Raw genomic sequence first — 15054 nt, forward strand, 5'->3', positions numbered from 1 at the left:
AGCGCTTTCTCAAAGAGGTCACCGCATGAACCTGATTGATCAATTAAATGCGCTCGTTCCTGCCTTTGAGGAAAGCCTGGCCAAGGCACACACCCTGCCACAGGTGGAAGAGCTGCAAACAGCCTACCTTGGGCGCAAAGGGCAGCTTGCCGGGCTTATGAGCCGCCTGCCGGAACTGACCCCGCAGGAGCGCCCCCTGTTTGGCAAATCAGCCAACGCCGTAAAAGAACGGTTGCAAGCCAGCATGAACGCACGCCTTGCCACGCTGAATGCCGCCCAGGAAGAAGCCGAACTGGCCCGCTTTGACGCCACCCTGCCCGGCCGGGCCCCCTGGCAAGGCACCCTGCACCCCACCACCCTGGTAATGGAGGAAATTTGCAGCGTGCTCACAGGCCTTGGCTTTGACGTTATTTCCGGCCCGGAAGTGGAAACAGACTTCCACTGCTTTGAGGCCCTGAACCTGCCCAAAGACCACCCGGCCAGAGACATGCAAGACACCTTGTATGTCACAGACAGCATTGTCATGCGCACCCACACTTCCCCCATGCAGGTACGCGCCATGCTGGAACGCAAAAAACCGCCCCTTGCGGTTATTGCCCCTGGCAAGGTGTACCGGCGCGACTCCGACATTACCCACACCCCCATGTTCCACCAAATTGAGGGACTGCTGGTTGATAAGAACGTGTCCCTTACCCACCTGCGCGGCATTCTTACGGCCTTTGTGCGCCAGTTGTTTGGTAAAGACATGCAGGTGCGCTTTCGCCCCAGCTTCTTCCCCTTCACCGAGCCCAGCATTGAAGTGGACATTTCCTGCATTCTGTGCGGCGGTAAGGGCCATGTGGGCAGCACCCCGTGCCGGGTATGCAAAACTACTGGCTGGCTGGAAGTGCTTGGCTGCGGCATGGTAGACCCTGCCGTGTTCCGGGCTGTGGGCTTTGATGAGGAGTGCACAGGCTTTGCCTTTGGCCTTGGTGTGGAGCGTATTACCATGCTCAAATACGGTATTACCGATTTGCGCATCTTTTTTGAAAATGACCTGCGTTTCCTTTCGCAGTTTGCCTGATCTGGAGCGTTCCCATGCTGGTACCTCTTTCGTGGCTTCGTGAATTTGTCCCTTACCAAGGCACCGCCCAGGAACTGGGCGACCGCCTCACCATGCTTGGCCTTGAGCTTGAAGGCATAACCAACCCCTTTGCCGGGCTTGAACCCATTGTGGTGGGCCATGTGCAACAATGCGGCAAGCACCCGGAAGCAGACAAGCTTTCCGTATGCCGGGTGGACGTGGGCAACGAAGTGCTGGACATTGTGTGCGGCGCGCCCAACGTGCGCCAGGGCCTGAAGGTTGCCGTGGTTAAGGTGGGCACTACCCTGCCAAACGGCCTGACCATAAAAAAAGCCACGCTGCGCGGGGCCCCTTCCTGCGGCATGATCTGTTCTGAGGACGAACTCGGCCTTTCAGACGAGCATGACGGCATTATGGAACTGCCCCAGCACCTTACCCCTGGCCAGCCCCTTCTTGAAGCCCTGGGCCTGGACACCGAAGTGCTGGACATTTCCATTACCCCCAACCGGGGCGACTGCCTTTCCATTCTCGGCATTGCGCGGGAAACGGCCCTGGCCTTTTCCCTGCCCCTGACCCTGCCGGAAGCCAAACTGGTGGAAACCGACCAGCCCGCAGCCGATGCCGTGAGCATTCACATTGAAGCGCCAGAGCTGTGCCCCATGTACGCCGCCCGTGTGCTGGAAAATGCCCCGTCTGCCAAAAGCCCGGACTGGCTGCGCTACCGCCTGCATGCTGCTGGTGTGCGTGCCATTTCCAACCATGTGGACGTGACCAACTACATTATGCTGGAACTGGGCCAGCCACTGCACGCTTTTGACCTGGAAACCGTGCGCGGGGCAGCCATTCATGTGCGCGGGGCAGACCAGGACGAAAAATTCACCACCCTGGACAACAAAACCCACACCTTGAACCCGGCAGACATCACCATTCGCGATGCGGAACGCATTGTGGCCCTTGGCGGGGTTATGGGCGGGTTGAACTCGGAAATTACGGACAAAAGCAGCCGCGTTCTGCTGGAATGCGCCCGCTTCAACCCCTCCAACATTCGCCGCACAGCCCGCCGCCTGGCCCAGCACAGCGAAGCTTCCTACCGCTTTGAACGCGGGGTTGACCAGCTTAATGCCGACTACGTGCTGAACCGCGCTGCCAGCCTTATGGCAGAACTTTCCGGCGGCACCGTGCGCAAAGGCATTGTCAAGGCAGAACCCAAGCCATGGCAGGCCCCTGCCATTACCCTGCGCCGCCAGCGCGCTGTGGATTTGCTGGGGGTAGACATGCCTACAGCCTTTTGTGAAAGTACCCTCACCACCCTTGGGTGCCGCCTGCAAGCAGGCCCAGCGGCCCAAACTGCAAATGTCGCTTGCCCGGAAATCTGGCAGGTTACCCCCCCCAGCTACCGCCATGATTTGGCCTGCGAAGCTGACCTGATTGAAGAACTGGTGCGCGTGTACGGGGTGGACAACATTCCCCCAGTGCTGCCCGGCATTATCAAGCCACTGGAAGACACAGGCAAGCCAGAACCTGCCCACGCCTTCCGCACCCGCATAAAGCACTGGGCCTGCGGCCTTGGCCTCAATGAAGCGGTAAACTACAGCTTTGTCAGCCACAAGGAACTGGACTTTCTGGGCCAGCCAGCCGAGGGGCGCATAAGCATTATGAACCCGCTGAGTGACGAGCAGAACGTGCTGCGCACCCACCTTGCAGCGGGCCTTTTGCAAAACCTGCGCACCAACATTGCCCAAGGCGCCAATGGCGTGCGCCTGTTTGAGGTGGCCACCTCCTTTGTGGCGGCCCCGCAAACGGAAACCACGGCCCAGGAATCTACCCGCCTTGCGGTGCTGCTGTATGGCAACCGCTTTGACGGCGCGTGGCCCCAAACCCAGGCAGAGCATGATTACCAGGACATTAAAGGCATTGTGGAACACCTGGCCCGCCACCTGCACCTGCCCGCCCTTAGCTGGAAGCAGGAAACCGTGGCCCCCTGGCTGGCCCCCGGCGTGGGGATTTATGCCGGGGAAACGTGCATTGGCTATGCAGGGCGCGTAAAGCCTGCCCTTGCCGACGCCTTCCACGCCAAAAAACCTGTGTGGCTGGCAGAACTGTTCCTGGACGTGCTGTACACAATGCACCTCACCCAGCGCATCCGGTTCGCCCCCATGCCTACGTTCCCGGCTGTGCGCCGCGACATCACCTTCATGTGCCCCCACGGCCTGGAAGTGGGCGCTGTGCTGGCCTGCATCCAAAGCCAAAAACTGCCCCTGCTGGCAGACGTCAAACTCATTGACCTGTTTGAACCCAAAGGCGGGGAAGAGAGGAACCTGACGTTCCGCCTGACATTCCGCCATTCGGAAAAGACCTTGCAGGACGCCGAAGTGGATAAAATGCGGGATATGGCGGTGAGTCGGGTGTGTAAAGAGTTGGGTGTGAGGGTTTAGCTTAGTAGAAGAGGAAAGAATTAGATAAAGACCAACACCCCCTTGTGCCAGGCAGGCATAAGGGGGTGTCTTTTTTTATGGGCTGAGAAAGGCGCAGGTTATTGCGGCACAAGCGCCACACCATTCCTCTTTTCTCTTTATTCATCCGCTCCGCTTGGGTTAGGGAGCCCTTGTGCGGCTCCCTAACAACCCTACACACACGGGGTTGCACCCCGTGCCCCCGCTAAGCCTGGCCCCTTCCGCCTCCCCATACCCGCCCTACTCGCCCCTTCACATTGGTGCTTTTGTTCCGCCATGGAATGTGCTAGGCTCACCGTACTTTAGTACACCATGCAGCACACAAACTTTTTTGGGGACAGGCGAGTAATGCAACAGACGTACAAAATTGGGGAAGCAGCCACCCTGCTCAACCTGAAAACGTATGTACTCCGCTTCTGGGAAACAGAATTCCCCCAGATTGCGCCCCTGCGTACAGACAAAGGCCAGCGCCTGTACACCCAGGAGCACATTGCCCTGCTGGCCTACATCCGCTACCTGCTGCATGAAAAAGGACTGACCATTGAAGGTGCCCGCAAAGAGCTATTGCGTGGCCTGCCAGACCCGCTACCCTTTCCCCTGCTCCCCCCCCGCCAGCCCTCCTTGCTGGACGAATCCCCTGAAGCCTATGGCACCCCGGGCATTGCCCCCAGCACCATACAACAGCAAGAAGTAAGCGCCCTGCTGCCCCCGGCAACCGGCGCATACCCCGGCGTCCAGCCAGCCATGCAGCCCGGCCTTCAGCCAAGTACGCCGCCCGTGCACCCCGGCACGTTCCCCGTCACCCAGCCAGCCATGCAGCCAGTGCCCTTGCACCACACCCACACCGCACATACTCCTATGCACCAGCCTGATGCGCTGAATAGTGACGCCCTGCTCCACCTGCTTGATGAGCTGGAGGCCGTGGCAGACCTGCTGCGCTCCTAACCTTTACCCCACCCAAAATACATACCCATGATTCTTTCACCCTCCCTGCTTTCTGCCGACTTTGGCAACCTTCGTCAGGAACTGGACCAGCTTGAAGCGGCGGGCCTTTCCTGGGTTCACTGGGACGTAATGGACGGCATGTTCGTGCCCAACATTACCTTTGGTGCCCCTGTTATTCAGCGCCTGCGCCAAACCAGCACCCTGTTTTTTGATGTTCACCTTATGGTGCAGGCCCCGGAACGCTACCTGGAAGATTTTGCCAAGGCCGGGGCCGACCTTTTGGTGGTGCATGCGGAAGCCACAACCCACCTGCACCGCACCCTGGCGGAAATTCGCCGCCTGGGCATGCGGGCTGGCGTGGCCCTGAACCCGGCAACGCCACTGTGCATTCTTGAAGAGGTAGTGGAACTGCTTGACCTGGTGCTGGTTATGAGCGTAAACCCCGGCTTTGGCGGGCAGAAATTTATTGCACGCACCCTTACCAAGGTGGAACTGCTGGCAGGTATTTTGGAAGCACACGGCAGCCGTGCCATTATCCAAGTGGATGGCGGGGTTGACCCTGGCAATATTGCCGCCCTGTATACCGCCGGGGCAGATGCCTTTGTTTCCGGCTCCGCCTTTTTTGCCTTTGCGCCCTATGCCGAGCGGCTGCACACCTTCCAGCAGGCCGTGTTGCAGGCCCCCCGCACCCCATGGCGGGAGCAAGCCCTGCAACAGGCGCTTGGCTGGGGCCGCGCCCAAGGCGCACAATAACTGCATACGACTTCACAGTTTCAAAACATTCCCGGTGCACCACAGCACCCATAGGAGTTTTTAATGCCAAAGCCCAAGGAACTTGCCAACGCCATTCGCTTTATTGCCATGGACGCTGTAGAGCGGGCCAATTCCGGCCACCCAGGCGCACCGCTTGGCATGGCTGATATGGCGGAAGTGTTATGGAACGATTTTATGAAGCACAACCCCGCCAACCCCGAATGGTGGAACCGCGACAGGTTTGTACTTTCCAACGGGCACGCTTCCATGCTGCTGTATGCCACGCTCCACCTTACGGGCTATGCCCTGAGCATGGATGACATTAAAAAATTCCGCCAGCTTGGTTCCAAAACCCCAGGGCACCCGGAATACGGCGTTACCCCAGGGGTGGAGCTGACCACAGGCCCCCTTGGGCAGGGCATTGCCACAGCCGTGGGCATGGCCCTGGCTGAACAAACCCTGGCTGCGGAATTTAACCGCGAAGGGCATGAAGTTATCGACCACTTCACGTATGTGTTCCTGGGGGATGGCTGCCTGATGGAAGGCATTTCCCATGAAACCTGCTCCCTTGCGGGCACCCTGGGCCTTGGCAAACTTATTGCCCTGTGGGACGACAACGGCATTTCCATTGACGGCCCCGTAAAGGGCTGGTTCACCGACGACACCCCCGCCCGCTTCAAGGCGTATGGCTGGCATGTGATTGCCGGGGTAGACGGGCACGACGCCGCTGCCCTGAAAAAAGCCATAGCCAAAGCCCGAAAAGTTACCGATAAGCCTAGCCTTATCTGCTGCAAAACCACTATTGCCAAAGGCGCACAGGGCAAGGAAGGGTCTGCTGCCAGCCACGGTTCCCCCCTTGGGGCAGCAGAAATTGCCGCAGCCCGGAAAAACCTGAACTGGTCATACGAGCCCTTTGTTATTCCCCAAGATATCAAGGCCGCCTTTGATGCCCGCAAGAAAGGGGCCGCTGCGGAAAAAAAATGGCAGAAAATGTACGATGCCTATGCCGCCGCCTACCCCAAGGAAGCGGCTGAACTTACCCGGCGTATGAAGGGTGAACTGCCAGCAGACATTGACCTTGTGTTCACCGAGCAGCTTACCGCCTTGCAGAAAAAAGCAGAAAGCAAGGCCAGCCGTGTTAGCTCCAAAGAAATGCTGGACGTCATTGCCCCGCAAATGCCGGAACTGCTGGGTGGCTCTGCCGACCTTTCCGGTTCAGTAGGCACGGCCTGGAAAGGCCACACCACCCTTTCCCCTGCCAACAAGGCTGGCCGCTACATTGAGTACGGTGTGCGCGAATTTGGCATGGGCGCCATTATGAACGGTCTGGCCCTGCACGGCGGCTACATTCCTTATGCAGGCACGTTCCTGGTGTTTGCCGATTATGCCAAAAATGCCATGCGCCTTTCGGCCCTTATGCAAAAGCGCGTGGTGTGGGTGCTTACCCACGACTCCATTATGATGGGGGAAGACGGCCCCACCCACCAGCCCATTGAACAGCTTGGCATGCTGCGCCTTACACCCAATACAGACGTGTGGCGCCCTTGCGACGGTGTAGAAACCGCCGCTGCCTGGCAGGCCGCAGTACAACGTGAAGAAGGCCCCACCTGCCTGTGCCTTTCCCGCCAGAACCTGCCCACCCAGCCGCGTGAGGGCAAAACCCTGCAAAACGTCCGTCGTGGTGCCTATATTCTGAAAGAAAGCAAAGGCACGCCCGACGTTATTTTACTGGCCACAGGTTCAGAAGTGGCCCTGGCCATGGCAGCAGCAGATGCCCTGGAAAAGAAAGGCACCAAAGCCCGTGTGGTTTCCATGCCCTGCGCAGAACTGTTTGACAGGCAAGACTGCACCTACCGTGAACAGGTGCTGCCCCATGCCGTGCGCCAGCGTGTTGCCATTGAAGCTTCCGCCTGCGACTGGTGGGGCAAATATGTTGGCCTGGACGGCGCAGTGGTGGGCATGCATGGCTTTGGCGATTCTGCCCCCGGCAACGTATTGTACCAGCATTTTGGCTTTACCGTGGAAGCTGTGGTGAAAGCTGTGAAGGACGTTACCGCCCAAAGCGGTAAGGAGTAAGCCCTGCACGAGCCCCTGCCCCCCTCTTCCGGCCCTGCCGCCCCTTCCCGCCCCCTGAGAAATCCAGGGGGCGCGGGCAAACAGGTTGTGCGCCACCTTGGGTTTGCCCGGCAACTGGCCTGGGTGGCTCTTGCCGCTGTGGTTATTTTTTCGGCGGTACTTTCCACTTACATTGGCAACCACGCCCGCGATATTCTTATTGCCAAGCAACGCAACTTTGCCGCCCTGCTGGCGGAAAACCTCAACGCCCAAATTTACCGCCGCTATACCCTGCCTACCCTTATCGGGTTTGGGGAAATCAACCCCAAACACCCTGCCCAGTACCAGCAATTGGACCAGGTGGTGCAATCCACCACCCATGGCCTGAACGTGAGCGAACTGCGCATTTTCAACCATGATGGCACTGTTAGCTACAGTATGAACAAGGAAGACCTGGAAAAGGCAAAGCCTGCGGAAGACTATATTAACGAAGCAGGCCAGGGGCAGGATATTGTTTTTAACATAGATTCCGCCCTGCCTTACTGGAAGGCATTTTTCCACTTTCCCCTGCCTCCCCATTCCTTTGTACTGCACACAGCCTACCCCCTGCGCATTGAAAACAGGCTCAGCTCTTCCGACGCCACAGGCCCTGCCATTTGGGTGCTGGAATTCAGCCAGGATATTACAGCGGACATGGAACGCGCCCTGCGCTTCCAGCAGCTTATTATTATTCTCACTGTGGTTTCTGCCAGCGTGCTGTTTGGCATGCTGCTGCTGTTCATTCGCCGGGCAGAAAACGCCATGGCAGTGCGCATGCAGGAAGAACAACGCCTGCTGCTGGAACTGCACCAAAATGAAAAACTGGCAGGCATGGGCCGGGTTATTGCCAGCATTGCCCATGAAATTCGCAACCCCCTGGGCATTATCCGCTCCAGTGCGGAACTGCTGCTGAAACGCAATGCCGGGGGCGACGGCAGCACAAGCCGTATTCTGCAAGCCATTTATGATGAAGCCCGCCGCCTTTCCCAAACGGTGAGCGACTTTTTGGACTATGCCCGCCCCCAGCGCCCCAAAAGCTCTTTGGTGGACGTAAGCAGTGTTATTTCCAAAGCCCTGGTTTTTTTAGAGCCAGACCTGCAAACACGTGAAATTCTGGTATGCCATAACAGCCCGCCGGAACACCCGTTATTTGTTATGGGGGACAGCGATTTGCTGTACCGGGCATTTTACAATATCATGAGCAATGCTGTGCAGGCCATGCAGCACACAGGTACCCTGACCATAGGTCTGCACGAAGAAATGGACGACACCCACCCCATGGTGGCTATCACATTTACCGATTCCGGCCCCGGCTTCCCGGAAGAACACCTGGAACGGCTGCTGGACCCGTTTTTTACCACCAAAGACGACGGAACAGGCCTTGGCCTGCCCATTGTCAATAACATCATTGTAAGCCATGATGGCTTTATGACCCTTACCAACGCGCCGGAAGGCGGCGCACGGGTGACCATTCTACTGCCAAGCCACCCTGCACCAACTGCGTGAGACCATTATGAATACTGAACAAGGCCATATTCTTATTATTGATGACGAAAAAAACTACCTGCTGGTGCTGGAAGCATTGCTTGCCGACCAGGGGTATGCGGTAACGGCCCTCAACGACCCGGAAACAGCTCTGGCTTTTCTGGACGAGTCGGAAGTGGATGTTATCGTTACGGACATGAAAATGCCCAAGCTATCGGGCAAAGAAGTGGTTACCCACGTAAAGCGTGACTACCCCCATATTCCCGTGCTGGTCATGACAGCTTTTGGCTCCATTGAAAGCGCAGTGGACATTATGAAGCTTGGGGCCTTTGACTATATTACCAAGCCCTTTTCCAACGACGAACTGCTGCTCTCCATTCACAACGCCGTGGAAATGGCCCGTGTGCACCGCCGCTACCGCCTGCTGCATGAAAACCTGGAAGAACGCTACGGCCTGCACCAGATTATCGGAAAAAGCAAAGGCATTCGCAACGTGCTCAGCCTGGTGGACAAAGCCGCACCCACCAAAAGCAACGTGCTTATTACCGGGGAATCGGGCACAGGAAAAGAACTGGTGGCCCGGGCCATCCACTTTGCTTCCCTGCGTAAAAACGGCCCCTTTATTTCTGTAAACTGCATGGCTTTGAACCCTGGCGTGCTGGAAAGCGAACTGTTCGGCCATGAAAAAGGCTCATTCACCGGGGCAGTGGCCCTGCGCCGGGGCCGGTTTGAACTGGCCAGCGGCGGCACCCTGTTTTTAGACGAAATTGGCGAACTTTCCCACGACATGCAGGTAAAACTGCTGCGCGTGCTGCAGGAACGCCGCTTCGAACGGGTGGGCGGCAGCGAAGAAATTGACGCTGACATACGCATTGTCACCGCCACCAACAAAGATCTTTTGGCTGAAGTGGAAAAGGGCAACTTTCGGGAAGACTTATATTACCGCCTCAACGTGGTGCACATTATGCTGCCCCCCCTGCGGGAACGCCGGGAAGATATTCCCATGCTCATTTCGCACTTTATTGATAAAATTGCCGCTGAAAATGGCATTTCCAAAAAGCACGTGGCCCCGGAAGCTCTGGATTATTTTTCCGGCTACGAATGGCCCGGCAACATCCGTCAGTTGGAAAACGTGGTGGAACGCTGCATGGTTATGGTTACAGGCGACACCGTTACCGTGGCAGACCTGCCGCCAGAGGTAAAGGACGAAGAATCACAACTGAAAAACGCCATTGACCTGCTGCCCCCGGAACTGAACCTGGCGGAAACACTGGATACTTTGGAAGCGGCCATTATTCGCCGCGCCCTGGTACGTTCCGACTTTGTACAGGTTAAGGCTGCGGAACAATTGGCGATTTCTAAGAGCTTGTTGCAATATAAATTGCGTAAGTATGGTATTACAGGGCACTAATTATTGCTCGGGCTCGTGAAGCGTTTTGCGGATTGCGCCGCAACGGCTTGTTGTTTTTAGAGCGGAGTTGCCTAGCTCTGTGCGGCGTGCCGCCGCGTCCGTTTATTTTTCTTCTTTAGCTTCCCGCTCCGCTAGGGCAGGAGGGGCCCTTGTGCGGCCCCCTAACCCTAGCGGAGCGGCAAACAAAAAAAGAAAAGAGGTAGTATGCGGTGGCACGCCGCACAATCCTCCATGCCTCCCCAACCAAACACCCTCACTCTTTTTCTTTTTGCCTCCCCCGTTGCCCTTAGGCAGAAAAACGGGTATACTGCACTCTAACCAGCATACCCTTCCCAGGCGGCTTTTTTGGCCTGCATGTGGGTTTCGGTGCAGCATCTCCAACCCAAGAGGAGTTCGTATGTCCGAGCATAAAGAAACTGACCAGAAAAAGTCCGGCAGTGAAGAAAAAAAGCTTGAATTCACCACCCGCCTCACCAGGGAAGATGCCGCAGGCATTATCGAAGCCCTGGTGGAAGGTTTGAAAGAGGGCTTGCTCACTGTGCATAAAAGCGGCGACACTGTGACAATGGACGTGCCGCGCGTTATCGATATGGAAATTGAAGCCACGTACAAACCGCATAAGGCCAAGTTTGAACTGGAACTTTCCTGGCGGCCCAACCGGGAAGAAAACCCAGATACCGTGGAAGCGGAAGAAGAAAAGAAATAACAACCGCTCAACGCATGCTGGCAAACACCAGCAGTTCAATAGAGTAATCCAGCAAAAAGGCAGAGTGCTTGCACCCTGCCTTTTTGCTGGTATCATTACCGAAAACTCTACAACAATTTGCCCACAGCCCACACCGCTCCGTTAGGGGCATTTTCAAACACGCGGCTGCCATACACCAGGGCGGTGCGTTCCACGCGCATGGCGGGCCAGCCGCCAAATTCAGCCCCAAGGGCCTTGAGCAAGGCAATGGCGGTGGGGGTGACTGTTTCTCCTTTTCCGGCAAAGGCACACACAGGCACCCCTTCCAGCAGGCGCAGCACAGCCGGGGCAGGCACAGGCAGGCACCCGTGGGCGCATCTCACCTGGCCATCTGCCAAGGGCAAGGGGCTGCACACAAAGCGCGGTTCCCCCAGCTTATGGAACAGCAGGCACACAAGGCAAATATCCAAAATACTGTCCAGCGCGCCCACTTCATGAAAGGTTACTTCCTGTGCAGGCTTGCCGTGCACTGCCCCTTCAGCTTCTGCCAGCAAAGCAAACGCCCCCAGGGCCAGCTCTTTTGCCCGTGCAGGCATACTGCTGGTGCCAATAATAGCTTCTATGTCCTGCATGGTGCGGTGGGCATGCTCGTGGGGCAAATCAACCCGGCACCCCCATCCCGCCACATGGTTTACCACACGTGGTTCCACCGCCACGCAGCCATGCAGCGGCGTGCATCCCACAAGGGCCACCAGCGCCTCCAAATCAGCCCCGGTACACCCCGCCATCATGGCAAGACCTGCCAGCATCATGTCGCCTGAAAGACCGGAAGTGGCCCGCACTGTCAGCGCAGGGCTGCCTGCGGCCCCGCCTTTGCTGTGGGCCATGCCCCCTTTCCCATGAAGGTACACAGGCTCATGCCCGTACAAAGCCCCCTGCATGACCCCATGGCTATGGCTTGCGGAAAGCCATTGGGCCTGCGGGGCATGCTCATGGTTGTGGTCATGGTTGTCGTCATGATTATGGCTGTGCTCATGCTCATGGACATGATCATGGTCGTGGCTATCCTTATACTTTGGGGGCGTCATATTGGGCTCTCTTTGCGCTGCAATAGGATTCTAGCAGGTGAATGATACGGGCAGCAGCGCAAGCGGCACCGTACCCATTGTCAATATTCATCACGGTAACCCCGGGGGCACAGCTTACCAGCATACTGGCAAGGGCGCTTTCCCCCTGCCGGGCCATGCCATAACCTACTGAAGTGGGCACCGCCACCACAGGGCGCGGGGTTAAGCCCCCCATTACCGAAGCAAGGGCAGCGTCCAGCCCTGCCACCACCACCACCACATCAAAGGCGTTCACGGCTTCCAGGTTGGCAGTAAGCCGCCACAGCCCTGCCACCCCGTTATCTTCAAACACCTTATGGGAAATACCCAGGTATTCAAGTGTTTTAGCGGCCTCCCACGTGGTGCGTCCGTCTGCGGTGCCAGCGGAAACCACCGCCACCTGGCCGCACGGCTTCATGGGCAGGCACGCCCCAAAGGCCACCTGTGAAAGTTCATGGTAGTCAACCTGGGCCTGCACGGCAGCGGGCAGTTGCTGGAATACCTGAGGAGCAAGACGGGTAAACAGGGCAGGGCAAGAGCTTTTCCTACCATGCTCGCTAACAAGGGCAATGAGTGAATCCAGACTTTTCCCTTCACAAAACACAGCTTCGGGCATGCCAATGCGGGCTTTGCGGCCAAAGTCAAACAAAACACCCTGGTTCTTTCGCTCTGCCATACTCTCTTATTCCTTTGCGCACCCTAGTTTACTAAATGATTTCGTAAGGAAGCACCCATTACTTCTTTGATTTCCATGCAGCCAACCTGCTGGGCCAGTGCCCCACGCCACACATGCTGTATTGTGCCTTACGTTGCTACAGGACTGTCTGCACTTTCCCGGCAAACCTACCAACAAACCCATGTGTTATATACGCTACTCTGGCTTGGGGGGCAATCCTGGTGGGTACAAAATTAACACGCGGCTATAGCGTATCCTGGCAATAACATTGAAACACAAGCGGTTTATCCAAAGGGTACTGCAGGCGTTTGCAGGCTGCCATACTGCAAGAAACGCCATGCAACCAGCGGCCCCCAAACCCTGGCATGGGGAACAAAACATGAAGAAACCACCACCGCCTTGACCTTGCCCCATTCATGGCCTATTATAGCCTTTAACAAACCCAAGGCTTCTGTTGTGCGGCTTCTCAAAGCCGCCTTCTGTATTTAAGGCCATTACAAAACTGCGTTTTGCGTGCTTTTTGGAGTATCTTCCCTATGGAAAGTCGCTCCAAGACTATTTTGTAATAGTCTCATTAAAACGACGGCAAATAATACTTGCCGGGTTATTCGGCCCTTTTGGATGTTTCTGATTGAAAAATCAGTTCAATATTCAAAGAATTGTTTTGTCTTCGCGAGTATAATTGCTTTATACGGGCCGACTATTTATACGCCTGCAAAGGCAGTTTTTTTACCACCTGGCGGTTCTGCCACAATCAAGTTTTTTTCAAGGAAAAGCATCATGGAAAGTATTCCTATTTCCGTAGAGGGATTCGCCCACGTTAAAGCCGAACTGGAACGACTGAAGGCAGAGCGCCCCGCTATTATTCAAGCTATCAAGGAAGCCCGCGAAGAAGGCGACCTGAGCGAAAATGCTGGCTACGATGCCGCCCGTGAACGCCAGGGCATGCTGGAAGCCAAAATCAATTTTATTGAATCGCGCATGCCTCGCTTTAACGTGGTAGACCTGCACAAGGTTGGCGGTGACAAAATTATTTTTGGTGCCACGGTAAAACTGCTGGACCTGGAAACAGAGGAAGAGCGCGAATTCATTCTGCTTGGCCCGGATGAAACGGAATATTCACCCGACAAGCGCTGCATTTCCGTATTTTCCCCTGTAGGGCGTGCCCTGCTTGGCAAAGAAGAAGGCGAAGAAGTCACCGTGAACGCCCCCCGCGGCAGAATTAACTATGAAATTCTGGCTGTTGCCTTCCATGGCCCGGTTATTCCCCCCAAAGAATAACCAAAAAATAGCAGGGAATTGTGGAATTGGCCTTGCCATGCGCCTTGTTAGGAGTTATTTCTATTACACAATAAAGGCACTGATGCCCTTACCGTTTCTAAAACCCTGTTATAAAAGCTTAGGAGGATACAATGACAAAACAACTCCAGGTTTATAAGTGCAATGGTTGCGGCCAAATCGTGCAAGTGCTTCATGCTGCTGAAGGCGATCTGGCCTGTTGCGGCACCCCCATGGTTCTGATGACAGAAGGCACAACCGATGCTGCAAAAGAAAAACACGTGCCGGTTATTACCAAAACCGCCACTGGCTATAAAGTAACTGTTGGTTCCGTTGCCCACCCCATGGAAGAAAAACACTGGATTGAGTGGATTGAATTGGTAGCCGACGGTGTTTCCTACATGCGCTTCCTGAAACCTGGCGATGCCCCTGAAGCAGAATTCTGCATTGCTGGTGCCAAGAATGTGTATGCCCGTGAATTGTGCAACCTGCACGGGCACTGGCGCGCAGACGCATAACACTTAGGAAACGCTGATTTATTCCTTTTGGCAGCGTTGTGACCTTTTTCCGCTTTGGCTTCGTAAATATGTGCGGGATGGCAAAGCCACCTCGCACACTCAGCCCTCACTCCACGGCTCGCAATGCTCGCGACTGCCGTCGGCTTTAGGGGTACAGTCGAGGACGAAAGAGTCCACTCCTGCTTCAAATAAAGCTTGCGCCTTGCCAAAAGAAATAACTACACGTTTCCAAAATGCCATTGAATCAGTGTTTCCTTGTTCTTAAAAACAATACGAAGGAGAATACCCCTATGAAAAACTATGTATGCGAACTTTGTGGCTATGTGTATGAGCCAGCCAATGGCGACCCTGACAACGGCGTTGCCCCAGGCACTTCTTTCGACGACGTTCCTGCTGATTGGGTATGCCCCGTATGCGGCGCGGGCAAGTCTGAGTTCGTACCAGAATAAGCTGCTGCCTTGTAGCGTGCCTTTTTTACAAGAGACATAGCTGTTGCATATACATAAAAAAGCCCCTCGTTCACTGAGGGGCTTTTTTATGCCTGTTGTACGCGCCAGCAAAGCGAAAATGGCTATTGAGTTACGTTT

At 56.0% G+C, this 15054-nt stretch carries 12 protein-coding genes and 1 pseudogene; 11 read left to right on the forward strand and 2 right to left on the reverse strand.

All coding sequences use genetic code 11. The features are described 5' to 3' along the window. The first annotated feature begins 25 nt into the window (after positions 1-25). The 8 genes and pseudogenes from pheS (at position 26) to G497_RS18450 (ending at position 10910) form a co-directional block, all read left to right on the forward strand. Positions 26-1063 (forward strand): phenylalanine--tRNA ligase subunit alpha, encoded by a 1038-nt coding sequence (gene pheS, locus G497_RS0114255; RefSeq protein ID WP_027188652.1) that lies wholly within the window; start codon positions 26-28, stop codon positions 1061-1063. Between the two features lie 14 nt (positions 1064-1077). Then, positions 1078-3498, forward strand: coding sequence for a phenylalanine--tRNA ligase subunit beta (pheT, locus tag G497_RS0114260; protein WP_027188653.1), 2421 nt, complete (start codon positions 1078-1080; stop codon positions 3496-3498). Between the two features lie 330 nt (positions 3499-3828). Beyond that, positions 3829-4080: pseudogene (locus tag G497_RS20660) on the forward strand (MerR family transcriptional regulator); the annotation flags it as partial. 408 nt (positions 4081-4488) lie between these two features. Beyond that, positions 4489-5214 carry a ribulose-phosphate 3-epimerase gene (gene rpe / locus G497_RS18445; RefSeq protein WP_084516335.1) on the forward strand — a complete coding sequence of 242 codons (726 nt, stop codon included), beginning with the start codon at positions 4489-4491 and terminating at the stop codon, positions 5212-5214. A 63-nt stretch (positions 5215-5277) separates the two neighbouring features. Beyond that, the gene (tkt, locus tag G497_RS0114275) at positions 5278-7290 is read left to right on the forward strand and encodes a transketolase (protein WP_027188654.1); all 2013 of its coding nucleotides are present in this window, start codon (positions 5278-5280) and stop codon (positions 7288-7290) included. An 87-nt stretch (positions 7291-7377) separates the two neighbouring features. Further along, complete coding sequence (locus G497_RS0114280) at positions 7378-8814, forward strand: sensor histidine kinase (protein ID WP_027188655.1); 1437 nt, start codon at positions 7378-7380, stop codon at positions 8812-8814. 7 nt (positions 8815-8821) lie between these two features. Further along, positions 8822-10204, forward strand: a complete 1383-nt coding sequence (locus tag G497_RS0114285) for a sigma-54-dependent transcriptional regulator (RefSeq protein ID WP_027188656.1) — start codon at positions 8822-8824, stop codon at positions 10202-10204. Positions 10205-10601: 397 nt separating this feature from the next. After that, complete coding sequence (locus G497_RS18450) at positions 10602-10910, forward strand: amphi-Trp domain-containing protein (RefSeq protein WP_051258168.1); 309 nt, start codon at positions 10602-10604, stop codon at positions 10908-10910. Positions 10911-11017: 107 nt separating this feature from the next. On the opposite strand, the gene larC is transcribed toward G497_RS18450, so the two are convergent. Both larC and larB read right to left on the reverse strand, forming a co-directional pair. Further along, positions 11018-11977 carry a nickel pincer cofactor biosynthesis protein LarC gene (gene larC, locus G497_RS0114295; protein ID WP_084516336.1) on the reverse strand — a complete coding sequence of 320 codons (960 nt, stop codon included), beginning with the start codon at positions 11975-11977 and terminating at the stop codon, positions 11018-11020. Continuing rightward, on the reverse strand, positions 11958-12671 hold the full coding sequence (gene larB, locus G497_RS0114300; protein WP_027188658.1) for a nickel pincer cofactor biosynthesis protein LarB: 714 nt from the start codon (positions 12669-12671) through the stop codon (positions 11958-11960). The genes larC and larB overlap by 20 nt, the downstream gene beginning before the upstream one ends. A 780-nt stretch (positions 12672-13451) precedes the next feature. Here larB and greA point away from each other — a divergent pair. The 3 genes from greA to rd all read left to right on the forward strand — a co-directional run bounded on the left by greA (position 13452) and on the right by rd (position 14916). Further along, entirely contained in the window at positions 13452-13952 is a 501-nt protein-coding gene (gene greA, locus G497_RS0114310; RefSeq protein ID WP_027188660.1) for a transcription elongation factor GreA, read from the forward strand. A gap of 131 nt (positions 13953-14083) precedes the next feature. Next, positions 14084-14467, forward strand: coding sequence for a desulfoferrodoxin (locus G497_RS0114315; protein ID WP_027188661.1), 384 nt, complete (start codon positions 14084-14086; stop codon positions 14465-14467). Between the two features lie 290 nt (positions 14468-14757). Next, on the forward strand, positions 14758-14916 hold the full coding sequence (rd, locus tag G497_RS19985; RefSeq protein WP_084516337.1) for a rubredoxin: 159 nt from the start codon (positions 14758-14760) through the stop codon (positions 14914-14916). Positions 14917-15054: the final 138 nt, after the last annotated feature.

This window comes from Desulfovibrio cuneatus DSM 11391, from assembly GCF_000430005.1.
In the GTDB taxonomy this organism is placed as follows: Bacteria; Desulfobacterota; Desulfovibrionia; order Desulfovibrionales; family Desulfovibrionaceae; genus Frigididesulfovibrio; species Frigididesulfovibrio cuneatus.